Source organism: Lentzea alba (genome assembly GCF_047445655.1).
GTDB classification, from domain to species: Bacteria; Actinomycetota; Actinomycetes; order Mycobacteriales; family Pseudonocardiaceae; genus Lentzea; species Lentzea alba_A.
Map to the genome: position 1 here is coordinate 242,579 of NZ_JAJAEG010000002.1, position 26,858 is coordinate 269,436.

The window sequence follows — 26,858 nt, forward strand, 5'->3', positions numbered from 1 at the left end:
TAATTAAATGGTTCGCTTTGTTAACAGTGCGCGCGTTCCTCCGCCCGGTCACCGAGCGGTAACTGATCGATCTCTGCACACGATCTTCACAACTTGTCCCGGCGTCCTCCACGTCGTGCCCATAAAGTCCCCGTCATGACAGGTCAGCGCCGGGTGCTCGTCGTGGAGGACGACATCACGATCGCCGAGTCCGTGGCCGCGCGGCTGCGGGCCGAGGGGTTCGTGGTGTCGGTGGCTCATGACGGGCCGTCGGGGGTTGCTCTCGCGGCCTCTTTCCTGCCTGACCTGGTCGTTCTCGACGTGATGCTGCCGGGGTTCGACGGGCTGGAGGTGTGCCGGCGGATCCAGGCGTCGCGTTCGGTGCCGGTGCTGATGCTGACCGCGCGGGGGGACGAGACCGATCTGCTGGTCGGGCTCGCCGTGGGGGCCGACGACTACCTGACGAAGCCTTTCTCGATGCGGGAGCTGGCTGCGCGTGTGCACGTGCTGTTGCGCCGTGTGTCGCGAGCCGTTGCTTCCACGTCTTTGGAGCTGGGCGATCTGGTGATCGATCTGGCCGCACGACGGGTGCGGCGGGCGGGGGTCGAGGCTCATCTGACGCCCACCGAGTACGACCTGCTGGTGTTCCTGGCTGAGCGGCCTTCCGCCGTGCAGGCCAGGGAGCGGTTGCTGGCGGAGGCGTGCGGGTGGCACGAGGGGGCTTCGTCGCGGACGGTCGACAGCCACGTGAAGGCGTTGCGGCGCAAGCTCGGGGCGGATCTGATCCGCACCGTGCACGGGGTGGGGTACGCGCTCGAGGTGCCGCGATGAGAACTCTTTCGGGCTGGCTGGACAGGGTTCTGGGCTGGCTGGACCTGTTGCCGCGGCCGTTGGACTCGGTGCGGTCCATCAAGCTCAAGCTCGGGATCGTCATCGTGGTGTCGGGGTGTGTGTCGTTCGCCTACTTCCGTTACGTGACCGGGTGGTTGCCGCCTCGGACCACGCTGATCGCTTTGGTGCTGGGCTTGCTCACGTCCCAGTTGCTGGCGCACGGCATGACTTCGCCGTTGCGGGAGATGACTTCCGCGGCTCGGTCGATGGCTTCCGGGGATTACTCGCGGTCGGTCCGTGCCACGTCCTCTGACGAGGTCGGGCAGTTGGCCGAGGCGTTCACGGTGATGGCTGCCGATTTGGCCGCTGCCGATCAGCAGCGGCGGGAGCTGATCGCGAACGTGTCGCACGAGCTGCGGACTCCGATTTCGGCTTTGCAGGCCGTGTTGGAGAACGTGGTCGACGGGGTGGCTACCGCTGATGCGGCGACCATGCGGACCGCCCTGGCTCAGACCGAGCGGCTGGGGCGGCTGGTCACCGAGTTGCTGGATCTGTCGAAGATCGACGCCGGGGTGCTGTCGCTGAACCGGGAGACGCTGTCGGTCTCGTCCTTGGTCGCCGACGTGGTGGCCGAGGCCGCGGTGGCCGCACCTGCCGCGTCGTTCTCGATCGACGTTCCCGGGGATCTTTCGGTTTTCGCTGATGGGGAGCGGTTGCACCAGGTGCTGGTGAACCTGGTGGACAACGCTGCCCGGCACGGACCCACCGGGGGGTTGGTGTCCGTGGTCGGGTCTTCCACCGGGAGTTCGGTGGTTCTGGAGGTTCGGGACGAGGGGCCGGGGATCGCTCTGGCCGACCGGTCGCGGATCTTCGAGAGGTTCACCCGAGGGGAGAGGGCGGGCGGTGGCGGGACCGGGCTCGGGCTCGCCATCGCCCGGTGGGTGGTGGACCTGCACGGCGGGACGATCGCCGTGGTGGATCCCGGGTCGTGCATCCGGGTGACTTTGCCTCGCTGACTTTCTTGTTCGCACCCGTGGTTGGTGTGACGGTGGAGCACGCCCTTTTTCGGGGCTTGGGAGAGAGAAATGACTGACGAGAAGCCTGACGCCGGGTCGCCCGAGGACGCCTCGGAGGGGATGGCTGCTGCGCGGCGGAGGTATCGGAACTTCCGGAAGGTCGGGTATCGGCCCGTCTCCGGGGGTGCGGAGCCGGCGGAGGCCGGGGGTTCGCCGGCTCCCGAGGACGTCGAACCTGCGGCGGAGAAGCCAGTGGAGCCGGAGAAGGTCGCTGAGCCCGAAAAGGTCGCTGAACCGGCTCAGGTCGCCACCGCCACCCTGCCTCCGCCGTCAGCGTGGCAGAGCGTGCCCCGCTACCCCGTCGCAGGCCCGACCGCGGCCGGCGCGATCGTTCCCCCGGCACCGGTGCCGCTCCTGACGTGGTGGCGCCCACCCACCACCGGCGCCCCCGCCCAGGTCCTGGTCGTGGGCCTCATCGCGGGCCTGGCCGGCGCCTTCCTGGCCCCGCCGAACAACGGCATCGGCTGGTTCCTGGCAGGCCTGTTCGGCGTCGGCGCGGTCCTGTTCCACGCGGGCAAGCCGTCCGTCGAGCGGGCCCTCTGGCTGGCGGCGGCGCTGGCGTTCCTGGCGATGGGCTTCCTCAGGGCGGCCGAGTGGATCTTCCCGCTGTGCCTGATGGCCTCGATGGTCTGCGGCTCGATCGCCATGGCCGGCGGCAAGACCGTGCGCGGGCTCGTCTTCGGCGCGCTCGGGGTCGGGCTGGCCGGGTTCAGGTCGATTCCGTGGGTCGCGAAGGGCCTCAGCAAGCGCGGGCCGGTCGGCATCAGGCCGTTCATCTCGGTCGGCGTGGCGTTGGCGCTGCTGCTGATCTTCGGGTCGCTGCTGGCGGGCGCGGACCAGGCGTTCAGCGACTTCCTCGAAGGTCTGGTGCCGGACCTTGAGATCGGCGTTTACGTGCGGATGGCGTTCTTCGGGGCTGTTGCGGCGTTTGGTGCGGTCGGGGCTTGTTACCTCGTGGCGGCGCCGGCGCAGATCAACGAGGACGCGGAGAGCAAGCCGGGTTCGTTGCGGGTCAAGGACTACGCGCTGCCGGTCGGTGTGCTCGTGTTGCTGTTCGCCGGGTTCGTGGGGACACAGCTCGCGGTTCTCTTCGGTGGCGAGCAGTACGTCATGGAGACGGCCGGGGTCACGTTCGCGGAGTACGCGCGCAGCGGCTTCTGGCAGTTGCTGTGGGTCTCGATCCTGACGCTGGGCGTCATCGCGGGTGTTGCGCGGTTTGCAGCCAAGAAGACGGCGAAAGAACAGTTGTGGCTGCGGATCCTGCTCGGGTCGCTGGCGGTGCTCACGCTGGTGATCGTGGCGAGTGCGTTGAGCCGCATGTGGTTCTACCAGCAGGCGTACGGGTGGACGGTGCTGCGGCTGTTGGTGGCGTCGTGCGAGATCTGGCTCGCGGTCGTCTACCTCATGGTGATCGCCAGCGGGATCACCTTGCGCGCCAACTGGTTGCCCAAGGCCATCATCGGGACCGGGACCGCTTTCCTCCTCACGGTCATGGCGATGAACCCCGAACGGGTGGTCGCCGACTACAACGTGTCGCGGTTCGAGGCGACGAAGAAGATCGACACGTACTACCTGTCGCAGCTGTCGGAAGATGCGGTGCCTGCGCTCGTCAGGCTGCCTGAAGAGCAACGATCGTGCGCCCTGAGGTACGTCAGGTTCCGCAACGTCGAAGAGGACTGGCGGGACTGGAACTTCGCGCGGTACACCGCTCGCAAGTCACTCGAAAGTGTTGCGGTGACTGAGCGCACCTGTGAGTCCCCTTACTCGGGTGAGAGGTAGTGCGTTAACTCACGGTAAAGTGGCTGGTCCACAAGTTTCCGAGAGGGTGAGAAGTGACGCTGTCGTGACCATTGCGGCTGAACCCGTTGTTCTTCGATCGATGTTCACGGCAGGGGATGCGCCCACCCCGCGCACACTCCTGGACATCCTGCGCGCGAGTGCCGAACAGCACCCGAACGCGCTGGCCGTCGACGACGGCACCACCGCGCTGACGTACCGCGCACTGATCACAGAAGTGCTGGAGCTCAAGGAAAAGCTCGCCGCCGACGGTGTCGGGGTCGGCGACCGGGTCGGCATTCGCGTGCCGTCCGGCACCGTCGACCTCTACGTCTCGATCCTGGCGACCCTGGCGGCGGGCGCGGCCTACGTGCCCGTCGACTTCGAGGACCCGGACGAGCGGGCCGAGCTCGTTTTCGGTGAGGCACAAGTGAGTGCCGTGCTCGGCGAAGGCCGATCGCTGGTGCTGCAAGGCACTCCGCTCGGAGTGCCCGGCGAACCCGGTCTCGACAACGACGCGTGGATCATCTTCACGTCCGGCAGCACCGGCAAGCCCAAGGGCGTCGCGGTGACGCATCGCAACGCCGCCGCGTTCGTCGACGCCGAGGCGCGGCTCTTCCTGCAGGACGAGCCGATCGGACCGGAGGACCGCGTGCTGGCGGGGCTTTCGGTCGCGTTCGACGCCTCGTGCGAGGAGATGTGGCTCGCGTGGCGTCACGGCGCCTGCCTGGTGCCCGCGCCGCGTTCGCTGGTGCGCACCGGCATGGACCTCGGCCCGTGGCTGGTCGAGCAGGAGATCACCGTCGTCTCCACGGTTCCGACGCTGGCCGCGCTGTGGCCGGTCGAGGCGCTGGACGACGTGCGGCTGCTGATCTTCGGCGGCGAGGCCTGCCCGCCGGAGCTGGCCGAGCGCCTCGCCGTGGACGGCCGCGAGGTCTGGAACACTTACGGCCCAACGGAAGCGACCGTCGTCGCCTGCGCCGCGCAGATGACCGGCGAGGGTCCCGTGCGCATCGGTTTGCCGTTGGACGGCTGGGAGCTCGTCGTCGTCGACGCGGCCGGTGAGGTCGTGCCGATGGGCGAGTCGGGCGAACTCGTGATCGGTGGTGTCGGTCTCGCGCGCTACCTGGACGTCGCGAAGGACGCCGAGAAGTACGCGCCGCTGCCCTCGATGGGCTGGGACCGCGCGTACCGCAGCGGTGACATGGTCCGCGCCGAGCCTGAAGGCCTCGTCTTCCTGGGCCGCGCGGACGAGCAGATCAAGCTCGGCGGCCGGCGCATCGAGCTCGGCGAGGTCGACGCGGCACTGCTGGCGCTCGAAGGTGTCGCCGGTGCAGCCGCCGCCGTGCGCAAGACGCGTGGCGGCAACCAGATCCTGGTCGGCTACGTCGTGATCGACGGGGAGTTCGACCAGGAGACGGCGATCGAGCAGCTGCGGGCCGAACTGCCCGCCGCGCTGGTGCCGTTGATCGCAGTGGTCGACACGCTGCCGACGCGCACGTCCGGCAAGGTCGACCGCAACGCGCTGCCGTGGCCGCTGGAGTCGATGGACACCGCGGGCGTGGTGTTCTCGGGTCTCGAAGGCTGGCTCGCGGAGCAGTGGGCTGCCGTGCTCGGTTCCGGCCCCTCCTCTGAGGCAGCGAACTTCTTCGCGTCCGGCGGCAGCTCGCTGGGCGCCGCGCAGCTCGTCTCGATGGTGCGCACGCGGTACCCGAGCATGTCCGTGTCGGACATCTACCAGAACCCGACGCTGCACAAGCTGGCGCGACGCCTGGAGTCCTACGGCGAGACGGCCGAGGTGCGCGAGGTCGTGCCGACGCCGCGACTCACCGGCATCGTCCAGACGCTGCTGATGATCCCGCTGCTGACCGTTTCCGGCGCGCGGTGGGTCGTTGCTTTGACCGCACTTTCGAACGTCCTGGGCTGGACTTCCGTTTCCTGGTGGTGGGTCGTCGCGGGCTGGGCGGCGTTCATCTCGCCCCTCGGCAGGCTCGCGATCTCCGCCGGTGGCGCACGTTTGCTGCTGCGCGGCGTGAAGCCCGGCCGGTACCCGCGCGGTGGATCTGTCCACTTGCGACTGTGGACCGCCGAGATGCTGGCGCAGATGTCGCGCGCCACCGAGCTTTCCGGCTCGTGGGTGACGCACTACGCGCGGGCGCTGGGCGCCAAGATCGGCCCCGGTGTCGACCTGCACTCGTTGCCACCGGTGACCGGCATGCTGAAGGTCGGCCGCGGTGCGGCCGTCGAGCCCGAGGTCGACCTGTCCGGCTGGTGGCTGGACGGCGACCAGCTGGTGCTGGGCCGCATCCGGATCGGCGGCGGCGCGACGGTCGGTGCGCGCAGCACGCTGTTCCCCGGTGCCCGCATCGGCAAGCGCGCCGAGGTGGCGCCCGGTTCGGGTGTCGTCGGTTCGGTGCCGACCGGTCAGCGCTGGGCCGGCGTGCCCGCGATCCGCGAGGGCAAGGCCGCGCGCTCGTTCCCGTCGCGGCGGCCTTCCAGGTCGTACTTCTGGAACCTCATGTACGGCTTCTCGTCTGGTCTGCTGGGCGCGCTGCCGTTGCTCGCGGCGGCACCGGCCCTGCTCTACGTGCTGCGCCAGCCGGTCACGTTGACGTCGGCGCTTTGGGACGTGCCGGTGGCTTCGGCGATCTGGTTCGGCTCCTACGCGCTGCTGGTCCTGGTTTCCGTGCGGTTGCTCGGCATCGGCATGCGCGAGGGCTACTACCCCGTGCACAGCCGCGTGGCGTGGCAGGCGTGGACGACCGAGCGCCTGATGAACAACGCGCGTTCGGCGCTGTTCCCGCTGTACGCCTCGCTGTTCACGCCGGTGTGGCTGCGTCTGCTCGGCATGAAGGTCGGCCGCGGCGTCGAAGCGTCCACTGTGGTCGCCCTCCCGAAGATGACCCGAGTGGGCGACGGCGCGTTCCTGGCCGACGACACAATGGTCGCGTCCTACGAGCTCGGCGGCGGCTGGCTGCGCATCGCGAACGCGCGCGTCGGCAAGCGGGCGTTCCTGGGCAACTCGGGCATGACCGCGCCGGGCCGCAACGTGCCCAAGGGCGGGCTCGTCGGCGTGCTGTCGGCGGCTCCCAAGCGGGCCAAGGCCGGTTCGTCGTACCTGGGCATGCCACCGATGAAGCTGCCGCGGGCCGCCGAGGTGTCCGACCAGTCGCGCACGTTCGACCCGCCCAAGCACCTGATGTGGGCGCGGGCGTTGGTCGAACTCTGCCGGTTCGTCCCGGTGATGCTGAACGTCGCTTTGGTCGTGCTCGTGCTGTTCGCGTTGAAGGAGTTCGGGCTCTGGTGGTCCGGCGTCGTGCTGCTGGGCGCGGGTGTTCTGGCCTGCCTGGTGGCCGTAATTGCCAAGTGGACGCTGGTGGGCCGTTTCAAGACGCGCGAGTACCCGCTGTGGTCGGCGTTCGTGTGGCGCAACGAGCTGGCGGACACGTTCGTCGAGGTGCTCGCGGTGCCGTGGCTGGTCGGGTTCTCCGGTGGCACGCCGCTGATGAACCTGTGGCTGCGCTCGCTGGGCGCGTCCGTGGGCCGTGGCGTCTGGTGCGAGTCGTACTGGCTGCCCGAGGCGGACCTGGTGTCGCTGGGCGCCGGTGCGTCGGTCAACCGCGGCTGCGTCGTGCAGACACATCTGTTCCACGACCGGATCCTGCGGATGGACCGGGTTTCTCTGGGCGAAGGCGCTACTTTGGGCCCGCACGGCATCGTGCTGCCGGGCGCCTCGGTGGGCGCCAACACCACGATCGGACCCGCCTCCCTGGTCATGCGCGGAGAGGATGTACCGTCGGGAACCCGTTGGCTGGGCAACCCGATCTCCGCGTGGACATGAGCTTCTCCGTACACCATTACGCGCTAGAGCTTGACTACAAGCCGCACTCCGCACGCCTCTCCGGGCGTGCGGTGCTGCAGGCTTCCTGTACTTCGCTTTCGTCGTTCTCCTTGTCGTTCGGCCCTTTGCGGGTCTCGAAGGTCCTGGTGAACGGCAAGCCCGCCCGCTACGGCCACGCCGGCGGCGTGCTGAACATCCGCGCCGCGGTGCGCGGCTCGTTCTCGGTCGAGATCCGCTACTCGGGCACGCCGGTGCCGGTGCACACGCCGGAGTGGGGCGACCTCGGCTGGGACCAGCTGACCGACGGCTCGCTGGTGGCCTCGCAGCCAATCGGTGCGCCGTCGTGGTTCCCGTGCCTCGATGTCGTGTCCTCGAAGGCCTCCTACCACCTGGACGTGACCGCACCCTCGTCGTACACCGTGGTGTGCAACGGGGTCCTGGTCGACGGCAAGGTCTCCGGCAGCACGACGCGCTGGGTGTACTCGATGGCCGCGCCGATGGCGACGTACCTGGCGACCGTCCAGATCGGCCAGTACGTCGAGGCCCTGCCCGGGGTGTGGGCGCCGGCCCGGCTGCGGCGGCTGGTCGCGCACGACTTCGGGCGGCAGAACCAGATGATCTCGCTGTTCTCGTCGTTGTTCGGGCCGTACCCGTTCGCCACCTACTCGGTCGTGGTCACCGATGACGAGCTGGACGTTCCCGTTGAAGCGCAGGGATTGTCGACGTTCGGCGCGAACCACGTCGACGGGCGGCGCGGGTCCGAGCGGTTGGTGGCGCACGAGTTGGCGCACCAGTGGTTCGGCAACTCGGTCGGGATCGCCGCTTGGGAGCACATCTGGCTCAACGAGGGCTTCGCCTGCTACTCGGAGTGGTTGTGGTCCGAGGCTTCCGGTGGCCGCTCTGCCGATGCTTGTGCAGCTGGAGCGCGGGACTTGCTGCGGCGGTTGCCTCAGGACCTGGTGATAGGGCGGCCTCCACGGACCGACTGGTTCGACGATCGGGTTTACAAACGCGGGGCTTTGACGTTGCACGCGTTGCGCGGGGCGATGGGTGACGACTCGTTCTTCGCGTTGCTGCGGGAGTGGTGTGCGCGGAACCGGCACGGGGTTGTGACGACCGAGGACTTCATGGCGTTGGCAGGGCATCGGGATCTGCTGACTCGCTGGCTGTTCGAGCCCGCGCTGCCGCTCTGACTAGGCGTCGTACGGGTAGAGCTCGATTTCGGGCACCCGGAATGAGATGAAGCGTCCCTCGGGGAGCTCCGACGTCCGGTTCGGGATCTCGACGTAGAAGATGTGCGGGCCCATCCTGGCCACCACCACCGCGTCGTCGTAGACCCGCTCGACCTGGCACCTGAACCACACGTCGGAGCCGGGTTCGGCGGCACCGGAGAGGGCGGGCTCCTCACACGTGGCCGCCGTCCACTCCTCGGCCGCGGGGAGGGTGAACTCGACCGCGAAGTGCCCGGTTTCGGCAGGCTCGTGGCCCTTCCAGCGGCCAGACGCGGAGCCGAAGTCACCCCTGAAGAAGACGATCCCCTCAGCAGGGTCCAGGACTTTCAGGACGTCCACTCTCATCTCCTAGACCTTCCTGACCTTGTCGTGCCACGGCAGCCACGGCGTCAGCCCCAGCAGGGCCTTCGCAGCCTCCTCGATGGCAGCCGGTGAGTACGAGACGTGGCCGGGGAGCGCCTGAGCCTGCTCCGGCGGGATCGGCACCTCGGTCGCAGGTGGGCAGTTGCCCGCCACCCTCCAGATGCCTTTGTGGATGCTGCGCGGGATCGTCGCCATCAACAGCGAGGGCTGGGCCGTCCGCAAACTGCCGACGTCCACCTCGTCACGCGACCTCACCTGCACCGCATGGAGGACGAGCAAGAGGCTCGGCTCCTTCAGCACCACCCTGGCGAGCGCGAACGACCCGTCGGTCACCGGGATGAGCAACACGTCGTTCTCGCGGTACTTGAATGGCACATCGCACAGTTTGACCCAGCCTGGTGTGCGGTCAGCCAGACAGCGGGTACCCGGCCCGGATACGGGAGGAGGAAACGTGCTGTTCGTAATACTCGGCTGCTCTGTGGTCTTCGCGTTGCTGGTGGTGGAGGTGATCCACCGACTGGTCCGCCGCTTCACCCACAGCGGCAAGATGTATCGACCGGGTCAGGTGTTCGGCGCCCTGCTGGCCGCGCAGATAACTCTTAGCGTGTACCCGATCCAAGCCCCGATCACTCTGCACGTGCTCGGAATCGCGCTGATCCTGGCCGGAGCGTGGCTGCTCTCGGCCCTGATCAGCACACTTGTCGACATATCGCTGTCGCGGATCCGGACGGACGTCACGGACAACCGCCACGCACGACGCGTGCACACGCAGGTCACGCTCATAAGGCGGCTGGCGTTGGTGATCATCGGGGTCCTGGCGATCGGCGCGATCCTGATGACTTTCCCCGGAGCGCGGGCGGTCGGATCGACCGTGCTGGCGAGTGCCGCGGTGATCGGTGCGGTGGCGGCGTTGGCGGCGCAGTCGTTGCTGGGCAACGTGATCTCGGGGATGCAGATCGCGTTCAGCGACGCCATCAGGCTTGATGACGTTGTGGTGGTCGAAGGTGAGTGGGGGCGGGTCGAGGACATCACGCTGACGTACGTGGTGTTGCACCTGTGGGACGACCGGCGGCTGGTGCTGCCCACGTCGTACTTCCTCAAGACCCCCTTCGAGAACTGGACTCGGACGCAGTCGGCGTTGCTCGGGACCGTTGAGCTCGATCTCGACTGGACGGTGCCGGTCGAGGCGATGCGGCAGGAGATGCGGTCCATGTTGGAGGGCAGCGACCTGTGGGACGGGAGGGTGTCCGTGTTGCAGGTGACGGCCGCTACCCAGGGGTTTGTGCGCCTCAGGGCGCTGGTGAGCGCCGAGGACGCGGGCAAGTTGTGGGACCTCAGGTGTGTCACGAGGGAGCACCTGGTGGATTGGGTGCAGCGGCAGCACACCGGTGCGTTGCCGCAGGTCAGGACGCGGGCGGTCACCGGGTCCAAGAAGCAGCAGCCGGCCAGCGATCACCACACCGACGCGCGGGTGTTCGGGGAGAGCGTGGACGGCGAACAGCGGGAGCAAGCGTTTGCGGGGCCTAAGTAGAACGCTCCAGGATGCCCGTGATCAGGCTGCGGCAGCGGGCGATCTCGGCTGCTTGGGAGTCCAGGCGGGCCACTTCGGCGTTCAAGGTCGCGATCAGGTTCGAGCACGGGTCCAAGCGCGGTGAGGCGTCCACGACGCACGGCAGCAGCTGGGCGATGGTCGCGACCGGCAGACCCACGTTGAGCAGCGCCTTGATGCGGCGCACGGTTTCGACGTCGGCCGGCGTGTAAGTGCGGTAGCCGTTCGAGGAACGCGAGGACGACAAGAGCCCGCACTGCTCGTAGTAGCGGACCGAGCGGGTGGAGACGCCGCACAAAGCGGCCAGTTCACCGATCAACACGCCTTGACCTTGACACTGATGTCAAGTCTTACGGTCCAGATCATGAACGTGATCCTGCATGGCGCGCAAAGTGTGGCAACGGACTGGGACCAGGTGAAAGCCCTGCTGGGGCCCACCGACGTGCCCGAGCGGCGAGGGCGCAACGGGGTGCCGCTGCCTGACGACTACAGCCTCCGGACCGAGATCGACGACCTGCACAAGGCCCTGGACCGGCACGAGAACCCGACGCTCATCGGGCACAGCTACGGCGGGCTCGTCGCCTTGATGACGGCTCAAGAGCGCGACGACCTCGAGGCGCTCGTGCTGTACGAACCGTCGCTGCGAATCAACAGCGCGACGGTGGAGAGCTTCCAGCACGCACTCAAAGCAGGCGACAGGGATCTCGCCCTGGAGATCATCGTGACGAAGCTGGCCGGGGACCCGTCGTTCCGCGACTCCGACCCGGAACGCTGGCTCGCGGCGCAGGAGCTGCTGGAGACGTCGTCGCGCGAGCTCACCGTCGTCGACAACTACCGCTACGAGCCACCAAAGCTGGACGTCCCGGTCACCGTCATCGTCGGCGAGCACACCGACCACATCTTCGGACCGGGCGCGCGGGACCTCGTGCGGGACACCGGCGGCACCTTCGTCACGCTGCAAGGTGAGGGGCACGTCGCGCACTTCACGAACCCGGCGCTGTTGGCCGCGACGATCCGCGACGCATCCACCACACTGGCTGGATGAGAACCGGGGATCAGGTCGTCCAGAGCCTGCCGTGGCGGTGGCGCGCGCAAGGCACGATCTTCGTCATCGGCGGGCTCGGCTTCCTGTTCGACGCGTGGGACGTCACGCTCAACGCGTTCCTGATTCCACTGGTCAGCGCCGAGTGGAACCTGACCCTGGGCGAACGCGGCTGGGTCGGGACGGCGAACCTCATCGGGATGGCCGTCGGGGCGTTCGCGTGGAGTGCGGTCGCGGACATCATCGGACGCAAGAAGGCGTTCAGCCTGACGATCCTGATGTTCTCGGTGTTCACCGTGGCGGGGGCGGCGAGCCAGGACTTCGTGACGTTCTGCGCGTTCCGGTTCCTCGCCGGGGTCGGGCTCGGCGGGTGCATCCCGGTCGACTTCGCGCTGGTCGGCGAGTTCACGCCGACCAGGGTGCGCGGGCGGGTGCTGGCGGCGATGGACGGGTTCTGGCCGCTCGGCGCCACGTTCTGCGGACTCACCGCGGCCTTCCTCGCCGACCTGGGCAGCTGGCGGCTGCTCATGCTCACGATGGTGGTGCCCGCGTTCCTGCTGTTCTGGATCCGCAAGGGCGTACCCGAGTCACCGATGTTCCTCGTGGCCAAAGGCAGGCCGACCGAGGCCAAGAAGGTCATCGACGACCTGATCGCGAAAACCGGGGCGCCACAAGAGGAGTGGCGGCTGCCGGAGCTGAAGCAGGCCCAGAAGCTCTCACTCGGGGCCATGTTCGGGCAGCTCAAGGACATCTGGCGGTTCGACCCGAAGCGGACGGGCGCGATGTGGGTGATGTTCGTGGCGGTGTTCCTGCTGTACTACGGCGCCGTCACGTGGCTGCCGAGCATCCTGAAGGCGCAGGGGTACGGGACGTACGCGGCGTTCATGGTCACGACGGCGACCGTGGCGGTGGGTGTCGTGAGCGCGCTGATCAGCGCGTGGCTGGTGGAGGTGTTCGGGCGCAAGTGGGTCATCGCGATCACCGCGCCGCTCTCCTCGGTCGCCCTGGTCATGTTCGCCGTGCAGATCAACGTCGACACGGCCGCGAAGCTGTGGATCACGCTCTACGGTGCGTTGATCCAGGTGGCGATCCCGGCGCTGTACGCGTTCGCGCCGGAGCTGTACCCGACACACCTGCGGGCCAGCGGGTTCGGGTGGGCGTCGTCGATCAGCCGCGTCGGGGCCGCGTTCGTGCCGGTGCTGTTCGGGGCGATCCTGTGGCCGCAACTGGGGCTGGCCTGGACGTTCGCGGTGATCGGTGTCGTGGTGGTGGGCGGGGTGATCGTGATGCTGGTCGCGGTTCCCGAAACGAAGATGCAACCGCTCGCGGAGGCCGTTCCGTCCTAGGCGCATGAGAAGACCGCTCGCCGTCGCGTTCTGCGCGCTGGCTCTCGGAAGCTGTGGTACGAACGGGACAACCGCGCCGACCGTGCTGTTCTCGGAGGTCCCGACCGTGTCTTCAGCCAAGCCGGACAAGCTCCGGATCGAGCAGGCGAAACGCGACGGCCACCTCACCGTGCCACTGATGATCTCCGTGCAGCCGGGACGCGACGAGGAGGTCGAGCAGGCACTGCAGAAGCTGGGCGCGACCGTTGAGGCGCGTGATCCCAGAATCGGCTACCTGCGCGCCGAAATGCCCGTGGACAAAGTGGAAGCGACCTGCTCGATCGACGGCGTGTCCAAAGTGGACGTGGATGAGCCGCTCAGCAACAGGCTCCCTGAACCGTAGAAAGCCCCAGGATCACGTGGACCCTGGGGCTTTCTGCGTACTACCGGGAACTAGCTGAGCGACTGGACGATCACCGAGCCGCGGCCGAGAACGCTCTCGTCGGCCGTGCGGATCTCGAGCTCGCCACGCAGCACGCGGCCGGCACCGGGCTGGCCGAGCGGCGTGAACACGGCCGGGACCGTCCAGGACGAGCTGGCGTCACGCGCAGCGTTGGCGTCGGACACCGTCAGCGTGCCCAGCGAACCAGCGGTGTAGACGTCGACGTAGTCGTACTGCGTGGTGCCCGCGGGCACCGCGAAGCCGTCGACCTGGACGCGCCACAGACCCGCTGCCGGGTTGTCGATCGTCACCGACTCCTCGGAGTCCGCGTCCGCGTCGTCGCCTGCGGGCACGCACGTCCCGGTCGTGCAGTTGAGCACGAACAGGTCGAGGTCGGCACCCTTGTCGGACGTTTTGCCGATGGTCGCGACGAGCGACGTGGCGCCCGCCGGAACCTGGACGTCGAACTCCTGCGCGGTGTGGTGCGCGATCGTCGGACGGTCCTGCTTCACGCTGCCGACCGCACCGGCCGCGAGCCTGCCGTTGAACGCCGACTGCGCGTTCGTGACGGTGTAGCTGCGGTTCAGCGGGGCACCGAGGGCCGCGGACGCGATGACGTCCGGGTTCGGGTTGATCGACGTCGTGAACACCGACGCGGTCACCGAGTACGGCGCCTCAGCGGCGTCGGAGGTGCGGCGCGCCTCGACCACGATCTCCCAGACACCGGCCATCGGGTTGACGACCGTGCGGCTGGTCGGGGTACCGCCGGAACAGCCGGCACCCGCGTCGGGGTTGTAGCAGTTGGTCGAGCTGGTCACGTCGAGCGGCAGGCCCTGCGGGGTGAAGCGCAGGAAGCGGACCTGGCCCTTGCCGGCCTCGGCGCCGCCAGCCGCCATGTCGACCTTCAGCGAGCCCGTGCCCGCAGGCACGTTCACGAGGAGAGTCGTCGACTGGTTGCGCGCGATGGTGCCGGACTTCGTGACCGAGAACTTGTTGGCGATGCTGAACTGCTCGACCGCGAACACCGTGTTCAGCGTCTGCACGTCGACACCGGGGGTCTCCGGGTTGTCGAGCTGCAGCACGGCGCTGTGGATGCCGGCCGAGGTCGCCTTGATCTTGACCGGGAACAGCACCGGGGTGTTCAGCGGCAGGTCGACCGTCTTGGCGGCCTTGAACGTGCCGTCGTTGCCCTTCCACGACACCTTGTAGGTCTCGTCGTCGTGGCCCGTGGTGCGGGTCAGGGTGTAGGTCCGGGTGTACTCCTGGCCCGGCGCAACGCCCTCGCGGTCGTGGATGCCGACACCGACGTTCGGGGTGGCGAGCTGACCGGACTGGATGGTGCTGACCGGAACGGCCGTGGTGACCTGGTCCGGCACGGAGTGCTTGTCCAGCAACGACCACGCGGCGTTGGTGTTGAACAGACCGGCACCCTGTTCGTAGGCACCGAGGGTGCTCACGTAGGAAGCGGAGCGCTGGATCGCGTAACGCAGCTCCGCGCTCGTCGGGCGCTGGCCGTCGTGCGTGGCCTTGAACGCGCTGATGAGCAGCGCGGCGGCACCGGTCGCCTGCGGGGAGGCCATCGACGTGCCGTTGAACATCGCGTAGCCGGCCGGGAGCTGGTAGGTGCCGGCCACCGGGCCGGGGTTCTGCCAGCGCGGCGTGGTGGAGATGGCCGAACCCGGCGCGACGATGTTCGGCTTGAAGCCGCCGTCCTCACGCGGGCCGCGCGACGAGAAGCCGTGCAGGTTCTGCTTCTGCGCGGTCGTCGAGCCGTAGTTGGAGAGCCAGGTCTGGCTGGTGATGTACGAGCCGACGCTGACGGCGTCCGTGGCGACCGACGGGTCGCCGACGGTGTTGGCGCCCGCGCCCGAGTTGCCGGCCGAGATGAACAGCTGGACGTTGTACTCGTTGATCGTGCGGTTGTAGAGCTCCGCACGGGCGTTGTTGCCGTCGTTGAGCGCCGGGAGGCCACCGATGGAGATGTTCACGACGTCGGCGCCGTTGCGCGCCGCGTAGAGGACACCGTCGATGAGGCCGGAGCTGGTGCAGGACGGCGTGGTGAGGCAGGCCTTGATGGACATCAGCTTCGCGCCGGGCGCGGCACCGGCCATCTTGCCGTCGAACATCTTGTGCGCGGCGGTGATGCCGGCGACGTGCGTGCCGTGCGCACCCGAGATGCCGATGTTGACGAACGGCGTGCCCGCGTTGTCGTAGATCGAGCGGTCGGTCTGCACGACGAACGCGATGCGGTCGATCACCGGGGTCGCGGGGTTGTCGGCACCGAAGAAGCCGACGTCCTTCTTGACCTTGTAGTCGATCATCCGCTTGTTGTTGGTGAAGTTCGCGTCACCATCGGTGTCGACGAAGACTTCCTTCGTGGTGATGTCCTGGATGACACCGAAGGAGTCGACGCGGTCGCCGTCGCGGTTGATGTCGCCGCCGACCTCGCTGTTGCCGAGGGCGAGGTCGCCCGCGGTCTCGCGGAAGAGACCGAACGAGTAGGGGCCGCCGGTCGAGGGCGCCGTCCACTCCTTGCCACCGTTGGTGAACTTGCCGGTGACGCCGGTCTTGGTCATGGTGACCCAGGTGCCGTCGCCGGAGTTGGTGGCGTTCGCGTTGTACCAGTCGACGATCTTGCGCTCACCGGTGCTGGTCGTCGCCAGCGCGGGCGAGTCCAGGTCGATGCCGCCGTCGATCACGGCGATCGTGGTGCCGCGGCCGTCCCACTTCGGGTGCGCGGTGGCGAACTGCGCCGCCTGCGTGTCCTGCGTCGGCATGTACGGGTTGGTGCGCGGTGTCTTCGCGTCCGGCGCCTTCTGCGGGGCCGGGTTCTCCATGCCCTGCGGGCGCGGGTCGTCGAGCGCGATGAGGCCGTCCACGTCCAGCGTGTTGACGGACTTCAGCTTGGCCGCCTTCGCCGCGTTCTCACGCGGGATGGTCACCTTGACGTAGTCGACGTCCTTCTCGGTCTTCTGGACCGTGGCGCCGAGCGCCTTCAGTTCGCTGACCGCGGCGTCGGTCTTGCCGTCTTCGGCGGCGACCAGCAGGTCGACGGTCGGCTTGCCCTCGCGGGCGGCCTGGTCGACGAGCTCGCGGTCCTTCTTGTCGAGCTGCTTGTCCGCAGCGGGTTGCTGCTGCGGAGCGTTCTGCGCGACGGCAGGGGTGGCGGCGAAGCCGAACCCGGTAGTGCCCAGCACCGCGGTCAGCAAGACCGTTCCGGTGCGGCGTCTCCAGTTCTTCACGGCGCAAAAGCCCTTCGTGGGGTAAGAGTGCACAGAAGCACATCTCTTCGCCTCGCAAGGGGCAATCGTCTGCCCGGAGCATTCCTCAGATCCACATTGGACTGTTCAGAGTCTTGTCCGGGCGCGCTTTTAGTGCTGCCCGTTTCGGTTTAGCCGTGGAACGAGCGCTCACCCTCCAGTCAAGAGCTGAAGGAGGGGAATGTCAAGGCCTGCGTCAACGGTGAACACGCTTGCCGTGTAACAGGATCAAGGCACCGGGCGATGCTTTACCGAAGAAGTGCGGAGCTAAAACGCCTGCGCAGTCGAGACCACAGGGTCGGCCGCACTTCGAGTTCTTTCGGCCGCGCGCCGCAGATCGAACAACGCGCACGGTGCGCGTTCAACGCCTGCCGAAGATCGGTGACGTAGCGCTCGGCACGTTCGGGCACCGAATCCTTCCTGACCGACAACAGGGACAACTCGGTCAGCTTTTCCTCACCGCCCGGCCGCAATCTCACGACCGGCGCGATGGTGTGAAAGAAGATCAGGTTGCGCCGGCGCGCGGGTTCGATCGCCTGGACGTCGCACCAGTCGATGGACGTGCGGCGGTCGAGACTGCTCGACGTGATGCCCTCAGCGCCGACCTTGGTGCCCATGCCGAAGCTGCGCCACGCAACGGTGCCGCCCATGAGCGACCACAGACCGCCGAAGACGTAGCCGTACCACGGGCCGCCCGCCATCGCGATCGGTCCGCTCACGGCGACCGCGGCGCCGAGCCCGAAGAGAACCCATCTCCACCTGGTGTGCATGTCCCCATCCTGTTTACCTGATGCGGCTGCCCCACTTCCTCAACGCAGGCCGGCCGCGCCCCGTTGAGGCGATTCAGCAGGACTGAGGGCTGATCAGGCGCTACCTTGCGCGCATGGACCTCAAGTCGGTCGCCGACGAGCTCTACGGGCTGCCCCCGAAGGAGTTCACCGCAGCCCGCAACGCCGCGGCCAAGCAGACCGACGACAAGGACCTCGCGAAGGCCATCGGTGACCTGCGCAAGCCGACCGTGGGCGCCTGGGCGGTGAACCGGCTGGTCCGGGACGCGCCGAAGGGCCTGGAGGAGGCGCTGGGGCTGGCCACGGCGCAGCTGACCATGCGGGAGCTCGGCCGCAAGCGCAAGGAGCTGATGGAGGCGCTGGTCTACCGCACGCTGGAGCTGACCGGGCCGCTCGCGGACGACGCCGTCACGCAGGTGCGCAACACCCTGACCGCCGCGATGGCCGATCCCGAGTCCGCCGAGCAGGTGCGCGCCGGGCACCTCACGAAGGGGCTGGAGTACTCCGGGTTCGGGTTCGCGCTGCCGGTCCCGGAACCCGCCCCCGACGACGGTGAGGACGCGCTGGCCCGCAAGCGGCGCGAGCGGCAGGAGCGCAAGCGGGCCGAGGCGCAGCAGGCGTTGGACGAGGCGGAACAGGCGCTCGGGGAGGCGCAGGCCGATCAGCTGGCGGCGCAGCGGGCGTTCGACCGGGCGGCGGAACGGCTGGAGGACGCCAAACGGGTCACCTCGGGTGCGGAGAAGGCCAGGAAGGCCGCCGAACGCAAGCTCAACGACCTGAGTTAGAGCGGTCGAGCGGGCCCCACTCGTCGGAGTGCTGAGCGTTGACGAGGTCCTCGCACTGGCTCAAAGCCGAATCGGCCACCCACGCCAGCGGCTCCAGGCAGCGGACCAGCGGCTCGTTGTCCGGGCCGCGGCCCACCTCGGCGCCGCGGAGGACCCACGCGCGGACGCCCAGGCCGCGCAGCTCGCGCAGGTGGCGGTAGTCGAAGAGCCGGCGTGCCACCCACAGCTCGTGGGAGCGCTCGCCCCACCAGGGTTCGACCCGCAGCGGGCTCGCGGACAGGCCGGGCAGCTCCACGCCGGTCAACGAGTCGCGTGACGTCGAGGCGGCGTCCGCGGCCGGGCCTTTCGACCAGCGCACGTAGACGTCGTCACCCAGAAGGCCTACCAGTTCGGTGAGGTTCGTGATCGTGGGCAGTTCGTCCGTCACACCAGGTGACATACCCACGCCGAACCTGAAGACAACCTGAAGGATTTGAGCCCGGTCACAGTGAAAGCCGACCGGAACACCACGGTCCGGTTGTACGTTCAACAATGTGGTTGGCCGTCGGCGTTCGAGCCCGCGCCAGGACGATCCGGCACCCCCAGGCTGGAAAAGTCCTTCCGCAGGCGTTGTGCGCTCACGCCGCGGTCAACCCGCCGTCGACCGACGCTCCGGAAACCCCCCTCACCGGGTGTGGCGGTCGGCGGCACCCGGAACGTGGGGGGGCCCCCCCCCCCCGGCCCCCCCCCCCCCGAGCGGGTTTCCCCTAGGAGTTCGTCGTGATCCGCTACATCATCCGGCGCCTGCTGATCTCAATACCCATCCTGCTGATCGGCAGCTTCGCCTGTTATCTCCTCGTCGCAACCGCCGGTAACCCGCTGGCCGAGATGCGATTCCGGCAAGGCGTCACCGAGGCCGACATCAAGGCCNGTCGTGCCGCGCGTAGAACTCCGCCAGCGCCTCCGGGTCCAGCCCCTTGGCCTGCCCCACCTCCAGGAAGAAGTTCTCGCGGGCGATGCCGGGTGAGAACAGGATCAGCATCCGGACCTGAGCGTCGCTGTCGTTGCGGAACGCGTGGGGCCGGTTCGGCGGCACGTAGAGGAAATCCCCCTCGCCGCCCTTGATCCACTCGTCACCGTCGAACAGCGAGATCTCGCCTTCGAGCACGTAGAACGACTCGGAGAACGTCTTGTGGAAGTGGGGCCGAGCTCCGGGCTGGCGGGCGTCCATCTGCCACTCGAACAGGCCGAACTCCCCGTTCGTGACCGATCCAGGCGCCACGAACCTGGCCGACTTGGTGCTGAACCCCACTTCAGAGGCCGGTCTGAACGACATCTGGCATCCTCCCCAGAAAGTGAACTTGATTCAGGTCTCGTGCGTGACCAGCGGTGGATCTATGCTCGGCCGATGGCACATGACGCGGATGTCATCGTCGTCGGCGCGGGCCTCGCAGGTCTCGTCGCGACCGCAGAGCTCGCGGACGCGGGCCGCAAGGTCATCCTCCTCGACCAGGAGCCGGAAGCGTCGATCGGCGGCCAGGCCTGGTGGTCGTTCGGTGGGTTGTTCCTCGTCGACACGCCCGAACAGCGCAGGCTCCGGGTCAAGGACTCGCACGAGCTGGCGTTGCAGGACTGGATGGGCTCGGCCGCGTTCGACCGGGAGAGCGACCACTGGCCGCGGCTGTGGGCACAGGCCTATGTGGACTTCGCCTCCGGGGAGAAGCGCTCCTGGCTGCACGCCATGGGGGTGCGCTGGTTCCCGTTCGTGCAGTGGGCGGAGCGCGGCGGGTACCTCGCGAACGGACACGGCAACTCGGTGCCGCGGTTCCACGTCACCTGGGGCACCGGGCCGGGCGTGGTCGAGCCGTTCGAGCGCAGGGTCCGCGAGGGCGTGGCGAAAGGGCTCGTGACGCTGAAGTTCCGCCACCGGGTCACCGGCATCAGCGTCACCAACGGCGTGTGCGACGGCGTTTCCGGTGAGGTGCTGGAACCTTCGTCGGTCCAGCGCGCGGAACCCAGCTCGCGCACCGTCGCCGGCGACTTCTCGCTGTCGGCGCAGGCCGTGATCGTCACGTCCGGTGGCATCGGCGCCAACCACGACCTGGTGCGGAAGAACTGGCCCGAGCGCATGGGCACGCCGCCGAAGTTCATGCTGTCCGGTGTGCCGGACTTCGTGGACGGGCACATGCTGGAGATCACCCAGAAGGCCGGCGGCGCGATCATCAACGCCGACCGCATGTGGCACTACCCCGAGGGCATCGCGAACTACGCGCCGGTGTGGAGCGGGCACGGCATCCGCATCCTGCCCGGCCCGTCACCGCTGTGGCTCGACGCGGACGGCGAGCGGTTGCCGATCCCGTTGTTCCCCGGCTTCGACGCGCTGGGGGCGTTGCAGCACATCACGAAGCACGGCCACGAGCACTCGTGGTTCGTGCTGAACAAGAAGATCATCGGCAAGGAGTTCGCGCTGTCGGGCTCCGAGCAGAACCCGGACCTGACGGGCAAGGACACCCGCGCAGTGCTGAAGCGCGCGTTGCCGGGTGCCGTCGCGCCGGTGGAGGCGTTCGCGCAGAAGTCCAAGGAGTTCATCCAGGCCGGGACGGTCGCGGAGCTGGCGCGCGGGATGAACGCGCTGACCGGTGACTCGCGCATCGACGCCGCCGCGCTGGAGAAGACGATCATCGAACGCGACCGGCAGGTGACTTCCGGCCTCGGCAAGGACATGCAGGTCAACGCGATCCGCGCGGCGCGGCACTTCCTGACCGACAAGCTGATCCGCGTGGTCGAGCCGCACCGGTTGCTGGACCCGAAGGCCGGTCCGCTGATCGCCGTGCGACTGTCGGTGATCACGCGCAAGACGTTGGGCGGCTTGCACACCGACCTGTCGTCGCGGGTGCTCGACACGTCCGGTCAGCCACTGCCGGGGCTCTACGCAGCCGGTGAGGCCGCCGGGTTCGGTGGCGGCGGCGTGCACGGATACCGTGCGCTGGAAGGGACTTTCCTCGGCGGCTGCCTGTTCTCCGGGCGCGTGGCCGGACGTTCCGCGGCCGAAGCGGTCTCCTAAGTTACAAGGCCGAACTGAGACAGATCATTCGCCGTTCTTCGCCGCACAAGAAGGATTTCCTGCGGAAGGAACGGCGAATGCTGTTACGAGGTGGAATCGCGGCTGCCCTGGTCGTGCTGACGATGGCGGGCACGGCGGTCGCGGATCCGTCCGTCCAGGTGGTCGGAGGCACGCGAGCGTCCATAAAGGACAACCCGTTCGCGGTGTACCTGGCGCCCACGGCCGACACGAAAGATCCCCGGTGCACCGGTGTGGTCGTCGCACCGAACAAGATCCTCACCGCCGCGCACTGCGTCGACGAGGGCGTGAGCGAGCCGAAGCCGATCCCGTTGAACAAACGGGTGGTCGTGGCCGGCCGGGAGAACGTGCACAGCACCGGTGAGGGTGTCGTCGCGAAGCTCACCAAGATCGTCATCAACCCCAAGTACGACGGCATCTCGTTCGACTCCGCGGTGTTGACGCTGGACCGCAACCTGAAGCAGAAGCCGATCAAGATGGCCGGCGCTGCCGATCGGCACCTGTACGCGCCCGGCAAGTCCGCCACGGTGATGGGCTGGGGCGCGGTCAAGGAGGGCGGCGACACCAACGGGTACCTGATGAAGGCGTCGATCCCGATCCTGGAGGACGAGACCTGCCGCGTGTTCTGGGGCGACGACGGCGCCGGCAACGACTTCTACGAGAACCGGTCAATGATGTGCGCCGCGGTGATGAAGGGTGGCATCGACGCGTGCAACGGTGACTCCGGTGGGCCGTTCGTCGCGGGCGGCAAGCTGATCGGTCTGGTGTCGAAGGGCGACGGGTGTGCACGGCCCGGCCACCCCGCGATCTACGCGCGAGTCGATGCCATCAACTCGTGGGTGACGAAAGAGATCTTGCTCTGATTTTGCTCTGTTCTCGCACTGATCTCGCGTGGTGGACGCGGGTTGACGGTCCTGCTGGTTGCGGCTGTGCTGAAGGCATGACGCACATCGGTGTTCTGGTCGGCAACCCGCGGCCCGCTTCGCGCACTCTGCAGGCGGCCCTGGCCCTGCGTGAGGCTCTCGCGGGCGTGCTGGGCGTCGAGGCTGATGGTCCGGTGGTCGACGCGGCGACGCTGGCCGCTGAGGTGTTCACTTCGCCGGACACCATCAAGGCGGCCCTGGAAGCGTTGGGGCAGGCCGAGGTGCTGGTGGTGGCGACACCGACGTACAAGGCCGCGTACACCGGTCTGCTGAAGGCGGTGCTGGACCAGGCACCGTCGGGCTGGTTGCGCGGCAGGGTCGTCGTGCCACTGCAGATCGCCGCGTCGGACAAGCACGCGCTGGCCGTCGAGGTGCATCTGCGGCCGGTGCTGACCGAACTGGGCGCGTTGGTGCCGCAGGCGTTGTTCCTGAACGAGACCTCGTTGCCGGCGCACGTCACGGACTTCGCGCTGGACGCCGAGGTGCTGAAGGCGCTGGTACTCCGATGAAGCAACAGCTGCGCGACGCGTTGAGGCATCACGCCCAGGCCGTCACGATCGTCACGGCGTCGGGGGCTGAAGGGCCGGTCGGCACCACGGTCTCCTCGTTCACCTCGGTGTCGTTCGAGCCGCCGCTGGTCGTCGTGTGGATCGGCGAGGGCGCCTCGGTGTGGCCGGTGCTGCGGACCGCGCCGCTGTTCGCCGTGCACCTGTTGGACGCCTCGCAGACCGGGCTGGCAGATCTGTTCGCCACCAAGGGAGTCGACCGGTTCGGCCCCGGCACTCGGTGGCAGCACGACAACGACGGCGTGCCGTGGCTGCTGGACGCGCCGATTCGGTTGCGGTGCCGGACTTCGCGGCGGATCGCGGTCGGCGACCACATCGCACTGGTCGGCGAGCCCCTGGACATCGCGCACGCCGACATCGCCGCGCCCCTGGTGCGGCACCAGGGGCGCTACACGTCAGTCGCCTAGGGTTTTCAGGATCGCCCGCGCCAGGACGTCGTTCTGCCGGAACGCCGGCGCGTTCGTGTTCGGCCGCGCGAACGCCGCGAAGGCTTTCCCCGTCGTACAAGGCCCAACGGCGAACCGCACAGGGTCCTCCTCGCCACGCTCGTTGATCAGACGGCCTTCCGCGGACACCCGCACCAGCCCGGCGTCGTCCTCCGAGACGTCCCCGATCGCGCGCAACGACTGCAGCACCGGGTCAGCAGTGCGGCTCAACGTGTGCGTGGGCAGGCGCGCCTCGATCAAACCGTTGGCGCGCACCACGTCCGGCGTGGTCGGACTGCCCGCCACGAACGCGCCGTCCACCGCCTCCACCCACATGTCGGCACCGACGAACCGCACGACTCCCGCACGGGACAACGCCAGCAGCTCCTCCAGGCGATCCGGCGGCGGACCGGAGGCCAGGTAGCTGAAGTAGCCGTGCCACCACCCGTCGTGCGGCATCACCTGCGCCATCTGACCGTAGACCGACAGCAGGGCCAGGAACGCCCCCAGATCGGCGCTGTACCGGGGATCGGAGCGGCGCGCCACATCCTCCTCGACGTACGTCCGCAGGTACGCCTGGAACTCCTCGGCCGACGCGAAGGTGAGGCCGGTCAGCGGGCGGTCCAGGCGTTCGAAGTCGATGCGGTCGGCCGGATCGGGCACCGCGAGGAGCTCCAGCTCCCGCATTTCGTCGCTGTACCAGGACAGAGCGGAGAACGCCGTCGCGAACTCCACGAACGACATCCGCACCAGGCCGGGGTGACCGGTGAAGAGCTCGTGGTAGTGACCCCAGGCGATCTCCTTGGCCATCAACGGCCACACGTCGTCACGGAAGTCCAGATCGCGGCCGCGCAAGGCATCGGCGGCGAAGAAGTGCGGCAGCGCCGGACGGGTTCCCTGCAGCCGGTAGCCGGTCTTCGAGTGGTAGGGCACGCCTCTGCGCGAGCCCACGTGAAGCGTTGGCTCCGCTCCAGAAGGGATGTACCGGAGCTGATCACCTGAGCCCACGTACCTGCCACCGCGACCCTCGGTCAGCAACACCATGAGGTCGATGAAGGCCAGCCCGAAGCCGCGCAACACCACATCACCTGTGACCTCGGACAGATCCGCGTCGGCCGAGTACAGCGGCGGCACGTAGACCAGGCCGTGCTCCGCGGCGTGCTCGGCCAGCTTGCGGTGCTCGGGTTCGGGCTCGGCGTCCAGGTGACCGAGCGCCAGCACGAGGACGTCACCCTTCAGCGACTCCCCGCTGTCCAGCCACACCCAGTTGCCGACGACCTTCAGCGCGGTTGCCCGATGCACGGTCACCGAGATGTTCGGTGGCAGAGATTTCCTCACGTGGTCGAAAAACCACGCCAGGTACGTGCTCTGCACCTGACGTGACGGGAACGACGTCGGGTCGACGTCACCCCACTCCGCCAGCGACGGACCAGGACGAACCGGACCAGCGCCGTCAAAGCTGGCGTCGGTGAAGACGGTGACGTCCTCAGCCATGGAGTTCATGCGCAGCAACGGGGACTGCGCGTGCCGCCACACCCGGCCCGCGCCGGGCGGGTACGGGTCGACGACGTGCACGGTCAGAGGTAGCGAGGGTGACTGGGCGGCGATGCGTTCCAGCAGGCCGGCGGCGCGCGGGCCGCCACCGATGACGACGAGGGTGCGCATGCGCGTCTTTCCGTTGAAGGGCAACGAGAAACGAGCCGCGCCCCTCAACGCGAACACCACCACAGTACCCCGCGCGTGCAAGCAAATCCCGCTCTGTGGACGTCGTTGCGACGAGCGGATGACAGGTGTGCACTCGAAGGGCGTCTCCCTCAACGCACCCGCCAAATTCACCACCAGCCCTGGGGATCGGCCATGCCAGTTGAGTTTCTCGGGATCGCCGCCACGAACAACGGGTCGGAGACGACACCGCGGTCCGGTGGAGCGTTCGACAAGGACTACACGATCAGGCTCGCTCGGGCGCACGAGGAGCACGGCTGGGATCGCGTGCTGTTCGCGTACGGTTCAGGCGCACCGGAGCCGGCTTCGGCGGCGGCCTACCTGGCCAGCAAGCTCGACAAGCTGCAGATCCTGCTGGCGCACCGGCCGAACGTCTCCTACCCGACGTTCGCCGCCAAGACGTTCGCGACGCTCGACCAGATCAGCGACGGCCGGCTCACCGTGCACTTCATCACCGGTGGCACCGATCACGAACAGCAGCGCGAGGGCGACTACCTGACGAAGGACCAGCGCTACAGCCGCACCCGCGAGTACATCCAGATCGTCAAGAAGGCCTGGACAAACAGGTCCGCCTTCGACCACGACGGGGAGCACTACAGGTTCGCGGACTTCGTGAGCGATGTCTTTCCCGTGCAACAACCTCGCCCGAACGTGTCGTTCGGCGGCTCCTCCCCTGCGGCTTACGAGGCGGGCGGGGCGGAAGCGGACATCTTCTGCCTGTGGGGCGAACCGTTGGCGGAGACGGCACAGCAGATCGAGTCGGTGAAGCAGGCCGCGAAGAACGCGGGCCGCACCGACGTGCCGAGGATCCAGGTCGCGTTCCGGCCGATCATCGCACCGACCGAGGAACTGGCGTGGGAGAAGGCTTATCGGACGCTGGACCGGATCGAGGCGCGGAAAGCGAACGGGCCGTTGAGCCGCCGTCATTCCCTGACCAATCCGGAGAACACCGGTTCGCAACGGCTGCTGGAGGTCGCGGAACGCGGTGAGCGTTTCGATCGTGCTTTGTGGACGCCCACCGCGAAAGCGACGGGTGGTGCGGGCAACTCCAACGCGTTGGTCGGCACGCCGGAGCAGGTGGCGCAGGCGTTGCTGGACTACTACGACCTCGACGTGGACATCCTGTCTGCGCGCGGTTACGACCTGCTCGACGACGCGATCGACTTCGGCCGGTACGTGATTCCGCTGGTGCGCGAGGAAGTCGCGAAGAGGGACCGGGCCAAGGCCGCATGACCACGCTCGAAGTGCGCCGTGTCCGGCAGTCAGACCCGGACGCGGCGCCGTTGGTCGCTGAGCTGACGTACGAGTACACGTCTCGCTACGGCCCTCGCGGGGCGGAGGAGATGAAGCGACAGGCGGACGTCTTCGAACCGCCGCACGGACAGTTCCTGCTGCTCATGGAGGCCGGAGAGGCCGTCGCGGGCGGCGCGTTCATGCGTCACGACGAACACACCGCCGAGCTCAAGCGGATCTGGACGCACTCGCAGCACCGCCGGCGCGGTCTGGCACGCCGAGTTCTGGTGGAACTCGAGAACGAGGCACGGACGTTCGGATATCGCCGGATCTACCTCACCACGGGGCCACGTCAGCCGGAGGCGAAAGGGCTGTACCTGGCGACCGGGTACACGCCGTTGTTCGACGTTGACGCGGACCCACTGACAATAGGTCCGCTGGCCTTCGACAAGGTGATTCATTAGTTCAAACGAGTGAATTCCTGGGCGAACCCATGATTCGCGACCGGGAATCGGGGTTCGGTTGGACACATCAGGCGTGATCAGTAAGCTTGAGCGTTGGACCCACACCCGGTGGTGGTACCGGACGGGGCTGTCACCCGTTCGACCGAATCTGGCGGAAGTGGGTTCGCAGGCGTAT

The 26,858-nt window shown here is 68.0% G+C and carries 24 protein-coding genes; 16 read left to right on the forward strand and 8 right to left on the reverse strand.

What is annotated here, in order from left to right; genetic code table 11:
• Nucleotides 1-135: 135 nt before the first annotated feature.
• The 5 genes from LFM09_RS04130 (at nucleotide 136) to LFM09_RS04150 (ending at nucleotide 8,696) form a co-directional block, all read left to right on the forward strand.
• Complete coding sequence (locus LFM09_RS04130; RefSeq protein ID WP_414094892.1) at nucleotides 136-810, forward strand: response regulator transcription factor; 675 nt, start codon at nucleotides 136-138, stop codon at nucleotides 808-810.
• Nucleotides 807-1,826 (forward strand): ATP-binding protein, encoded by a 1,020-nt coding sequence (locus tag LFM09_RS04135; protein ID WP_414094893.1) that lies wholly within the window; start codon nucleotides 807-809, stop codon nucleotides 1,824-1,826. Before LFM09_RS04130 ends, LFM09_RS04135 begins: the two co-directional genes overlap by 4 nt.
• A gap of 69 nt (nucleotides 1,827-1,895) precedes the next feature.
• Nucleotides 1,896-3,665: a DUF4153 domain-containing protein gene (locus LFM09_RS04140; RefSeq protein WP_414094894.1), complete on the forward strand. Its 1,770-nt coding sequence runs from the start codon at nucleotides 1,896-1,898 to the stop codon at nucleotides 3,663-3,665.
• A gap of 100 nt (nucleotides 3,666-3,765) precedes the next feature.
• The gene (locus tag LFM09_RS04145) at nucleotides 3,766-7,503 is read left to right on the forward strand and encodes a Pls/PosA family non-ribosomal peptide synthetase (RefSeq protein WP_414094895.1); all 3,738 of its coding nucleotides are present in this window, start codon (nucleotides 3,766-3,768) and stop codon (nucleotides 7,501-7,503) included.
• Entirely contained in the window at nucleotides 7,500-8,696 is a 1,197-nt protein-coding gene (locus LFM09_RS04150) for a M1 family metallopeptidase (protein WP_414094896.1), read from the forward strand. Before LFM09_RS04145 ends, LFM09_RS04150 begins: the two co-directional genes overlap by 4 nt.
• On the opposite strand, the gene LFM09_RS04155 is transcribed toward LFM09_RS04150, so the two are convergent.
• Nucleotides 8,697-9,080: a hypothetical protein gene (locus tag LFM09_RS04155; protein WP_414094897.1), complete on the reverse strand. Its 384-nt coding sequence runs from the start codon at nucleotides 9,078-9,080 to the stop codon at nucleotides 8,697-8,699.
• Between the two features lie 3 nt (nucleotides 9,081-9,083).
• Entirely contained in the window at nucleotides 9,084-9,473 is a 390-nt protein-coding gene (locus LFM09_RS04160; RefSeq protein WP_414094898.1) for a hypothetical protein, read from the reverse strand.
• A 76-nt stretch (nucleotides 9,474-9,549) separates the two neighbouring features.
• Here LFM09_RS04160 and LFM09_RS04165 point away from each other — a divergent pair, with 76 nt between their 5' ends.
• Complete coding sequence (locus LFM09_RS04165) at nucleotides 9,550-10,629, forward strand: mechanosensitive ion channel family protein (protein WP_414094899.1); 1,080 nt, start codon at nucleotides 9,550-9,552, stop codon at nucleotides 10,627-10,629.
• Here LFM09_RS04165 and LFM09_RS04170 read toward each other — a convergent pair.
• Nucleotides 10,622-10,969: a MerR family transcriptional regulator gene (locus LFM09_RS04170; protein ID WP_414094900.1), complete on the reverse strand. Its 348-nt coding sequence runs from the start codon at nucleotides 10,967-10,969 to the stop codon at nucleotides 10,622-10,624. The genes LFM09_RS04165 and LFM09_RS04170 overlap by 8 nt on opposite strands.
• Before the next feature lie 42 nt (nucleotides 10,970-11,011).
• Here LFM09_RS04170 and LFM09_RS04175 point away from each other — a divergent pair, with 42 nt between their 5' ends.
• From LFM09_RS04175 to LFM09_RS04185, 3 genes are read left to right on the forward strand one after another with little or no spacing between them, the layout of a single operon-like run.
• The gene (locus tag LFM09_RS04175) at nucleotides 11,012-11,692 is read left to right on the forward strand and encodes an alpha/beta fold hydrolase (RefSeq protein WP_414094901.1); all 681 of its coding nucleotides are present in this window, start codon (nucleotides 11,012-11,014) and stop codon (nucleotides 11,690-11,692) included.
• A complete protein-coding gene (locus LFM09_RS04180) occupies nucleotides 11,689-13,035 on the forward strand; it encodes an MFS transporter (RefSeq protein WP_414094902.1) in 1,347 nt (448 codons plus the stop codon). Before LFM09_RS04175 ends, LFM09_RS04180 begins: the two co-directional genes overlap by 4 nt.
• A gap of 4 nt (nucleotides 13,036-13,039) precedes the next feature.
• Nucleotides 13,040-13,417 (forward strand): hypothetical protein, encoded by a 378-nt coding sequence (locus tag LFM09_RS04185; RefSeq protein ID WP_414094903.1) that lies wholly within the window; start codon nucleotides 13,040-13,042, stop codon nucleotides 13,415-13,417.
• A gap of 50 nt (nucleotides 13,418-13,467) precedes the next feature.
• On the opposite strand, the gene LFM09_RS04190 is transcribed toward LFM09_RS04185, so the two are convergent.
• Entirely contained in the window at nucleotides 13,468-16,698 is a 3,231-nt protein-coding gene (locus LFM09_RS04190; RefSeq protein ID WP_414094904.1) for a S8 family serine peptidase, read from the reverse strand.
• Nucleotides 16,699-16,964: 266 nt separating this feature from the next.
• Nucleotides 16,965-17,486 carry a hypothetical protein gene (locus LFM09_RS04195; RefSeq protein WP_414094905.1) on the reverse strand — a complete coding sequence of 174 codons (522 nt, stop codon included), beginning with the start codon at nucleotides 17,484-17,486 and terminating at the stop codon, nucleotides 16,965-16,967.
• Nucleotides 17,487-17,599: 113 nt separating this feature from the next.
• Between LFM09_RS04195 and LFM09_RS04200 the strand changes: the two genes are divergently transcribed.
• Nucleotides 17,600-18,289: a hypothetical protein gene (locus tag LFM09_RS04200; RefSeq protein WP_414094906.1), complete on the forward strand. Its 690-nt coding sequence runs from the start codon at nucleotides 17,600-17,602 to the stop codon at nucleotides 18,287-18,289.
• Here LFM09_RS04200 and LFM09_RS04205 read toward each other — a convergent pair.
• Together LFM09_RS04205 and LFM09_RS04210 are read right to left on the reverse strand one after the other, a co-directional pair.
• Complete coding sequence (locus tag LFM09_RS04205; RefSeq protein WP_414094907.1) at nucleotides 18,273-18,716, reverse strand: DUF6098 family protein; 444 nt, start codon at nucleotides 18,714-18,716, stop codon at nucleotides 18,273-18,275. The two genes, LFM09_RS04200 and LFM09_RS04205, sit on opposite strands and share 17 nt — an antisense overlap.
• Before the next feature lie 474 nt (nucleotides 18,717-19,190).
• Entirely contained in the window at nucleotides 19,191-19,604 is a 414-nt protein-coding gene (locus LFM09_RS04210) for a cupin domain-containing protein (RefSeq protein WP_414094908.1), read from the reverse strand.
• Between the two features lie 72 nt (nucleotides 19,605-19,676).
• On the opposite strand from LFM09_RS04210, the gene LFM09_RS04215 reads away from it, so the two are divergent.
• The 4 genes from LFM09_RS04215 to LFM09_RS04230 all read left to right on the forward strand — a co-directional run bounded on the left by LFM09_RS04215 (nucleotide 19,677) and on the right by LFM09_RS04230 (nucleotide 23,246).
• On the forward strand, nucleotides 19,677-21,332 hold the full coding sequence (locus tag LFM09_RS04215; protein ID WP_414094909.1) for an FAD-binding dehydrogenase: 1,656 nt from the start codon (nucleotides 19,677-19,679) through the stop codon (nucleotides 21,330-21,332).
• A 77-nt stretch (nucleotides 21,333-21,409) separates the two neighbouring features.
• Nucleotides 21,410-22,213 (forward strand): S1 family peptidase, encoded by an 804-nt coding sequence (locus LFM09_RS04220; protein WP_414094910.1) that lies wholly within the window; start codon nucleotides 21,410-21,412, stop codon nucleotides 22,211-22,213.
• 77 nt (nucleotides 22,214-22,290) lie between these two features.
• Entirely contained in the window at nucleotides 22,291-22,782 is a 492-nt protein-coding gene (locus tag LFM09_RS04225; protein WP_414094911.1) for an NADPH-dependent FMN reductase, read from the forward strand.
• Nucleotides 22,779-23,246, forward strand: a complete 468-nt coding sequence (locus LFM09_RS04230; RefSeq protein ID WP_414094912.1) for a flavin reductase family protein — start codon at nucleotides 22,779-22,781, stop codon at nucleotides 23,244-23,246. The genes LFM09_RS04225 and LFM09_RS04230 overlap by 4 nt, the downstream gene beginning before the upstream one ends.
• Here the strand turns inward: LFM09_RS04230 and LFM09_RS04235 are convergent.
• A complete protein-coding gene (locus LFM09_RS04235; RefSeq protein WP_414094913.1) occupies nucleotides 23,235-24,929 on the reverse strand; it encodes an FAD/NAD(P)-binding protein in 1,695 nt (564 codons plus the stop codon). The genes LFM09_RS04230 and LFM09_RS04235 overlap by 12 nt on opposite strands.
• Before the next feature lie 192 nt (nucleotides 24,930-25,121).
• Here LFM09_RS04235 and LFM09_RS04240 point away from each other — a divergent pair, with 192 nt between their 5' ends.
• Both LFM09_RS04240 and LFM09_RS04245 read left to right on the forward strand, forming a co-directional pair.
• On the forward strand, nucleotides 25,122-26,219 hold the full coding sequence (locus tag LFM09_RS04240) for an LLM class flavin-dependent oxidoreductase (RefSeq protein WP_414094914.1): 1,098 nt from the start codon (nucleotides 25,122-25,124) through the stop codon (nucleotides 26,217-26,219).
• Nucleotides 26,216-26,683, forward strand: coding sequence for a GNAT family N-acetyltransferase (locus tag LFM09_RS04245; RefSeq protein ID WP_414094915.1), 468 nt, complete (start codon nucleotides 26,216-26,218; stop codon nucleotides 26,681-26,683). Before LFM09_RS04240 ends, LFM09_RS04245 begins: the two co-directional genes overlap by 4 nt.
• The last annotated feature ends 175 nt before the right edge of the window (nucleotides 26,684-26,858 follow it).

What these genes read in the sequence shown, in the direction of transcription:
- LFM09_RS04225 (WP_414094911.1), top strand. Translation starts at nt 22,291, where the DNA reads ATGACGCACATCGGTGTTCTGGTCGGCAACCCGCGGCCCGCTTCGCGC.
- LFM09_RS04245 (WP_414094915.1), top strand. Translation starts at nt 26,216, where the DNA reads ATGACCACGCTCGAAGTGCGCCGTGTCCGGCAGTCAGACCCGGACGCG.
- LFM09_RS04145 (WP_414094895.1), top strand. Translation starts at nt 3,766, where the DNA reads ATGTTCACGGCAGGGGATGCGCCCACCCCGCGCACACTCCTGGACATC.
- LFM09_RS04180 (WP_414094902.1), top strand. Translation starts at nt 11,689, where the DNA reads ATGAGAACCGGGGATCAGGTCGTCCAGAGCCTGCCGTGGCGGTGGCGC.
- LFM09_RS04235 (WP_414094913.1), bottom strand. Translation starts at nt 24,929, where the DNA reads ATGCGCACCCTCGTCGTCATCGGTGGCGGCCCGCGCGCCGCCGGCCTG.
- LFM09_RS04175 (WP_414094901.1), top strand. Translation starts at nt 11,012, where the DNA reads ATGAACGTGATCCTGCATGGCGCGCAAAGTGTGGCAACGGACTGGGAC.
- LFM09_RS04240 (WP_414094914.1), top strand. Translation starts at nt 25,122, where the DNA reads ATGCCAGTTGAGTTTCTCGGGATCGCCGCCACGAACAACGGGTCGGAG.
- LFM09_RS04220 (WP_414094910.1), top strand. Translation starts at nt 21,410, where the DNA reads ATGCTGTTACGAGGTGGAATCGCGGCTGCCCTGGTCGTGCTGACGATG.
- LFM09_RS04215 (WP_414094909.1), top strand. Translation starts at nt 19,677, where the DNA reads ATGGCACATGACGCGGATGTCATCGTCGTCGGCGCGGGCCTCGCAGGT.
- LFM09_RS04130 (WP_414094892.1), top strand. Translation starts at nt 136, where the DNA reads ATGACAGGTCAGCGCCGGGTGCTCGTCGTGGAGGACGACATCACGATC.
- LFM09_RS04155 (WP_414094897.1), bottom strand. Translation starts at nt 9,080, where the DNA reads ATGAGAGTGGACGTCCTGAAAGTCCTGGACCCTGCTGAGGGGATCGTC.
- LFM09_RS04200 (WP_414094906.1), top strand. Translation starts at nt 17,600, where the DNA reads ATGGACCTCAAGTCGGTCGCCGACGAGCTCTACGGGCTGCCCCCGAAG.
- LFM09_RS04195 (WP_414094905.1), bottom strand. Translation starts at nt 17,486, where the DNA reads ATGCACACCAGGTGGAGATGGGTTCTCTTCGGGCTCGGCGCCGCGGTC.
- LFM09_RS04140 (WP_414094894.1), top strand. Translation starts at nt 1,896, where the DNA reads ATGACTGACGAGAAGCCTGACGCCGGGTCGCCCGAGGACGCCTCGGAG.
- LFM09_RS04150 (WP_414094896.1), top strand. Translation starts at nt 7,500, where the DNA reads ATGAGCTTCTCCGTACACCATTACGCGCTAGAGCTTGACTACAAGCCG.
- LFM09_RS04230 (WP_414094912.1), top strand. Translation starts at nt 22,779, where the DNA reads ATGAAGCAACAGCTGCGCGACGCGTTGAGGCATCACGCCCAGGCCGTC.
- LFM09_RS04135 (WP_414094893.1), top strand. Translation starts at nt 807, where the DNA reads ATGAGAACTCTTTCGGGCTGGCTGGACAGGGTTCTGGGCTGGCTGGAC.
- LFM09_RS04185 (WP_414094903.1), top strand. Translation starts at nt 13,040, where the DNA reads ATGAGAAGACCGCTCGCCGTCGCGTTCTGCGCGCTGGCTCTCGGAAGC.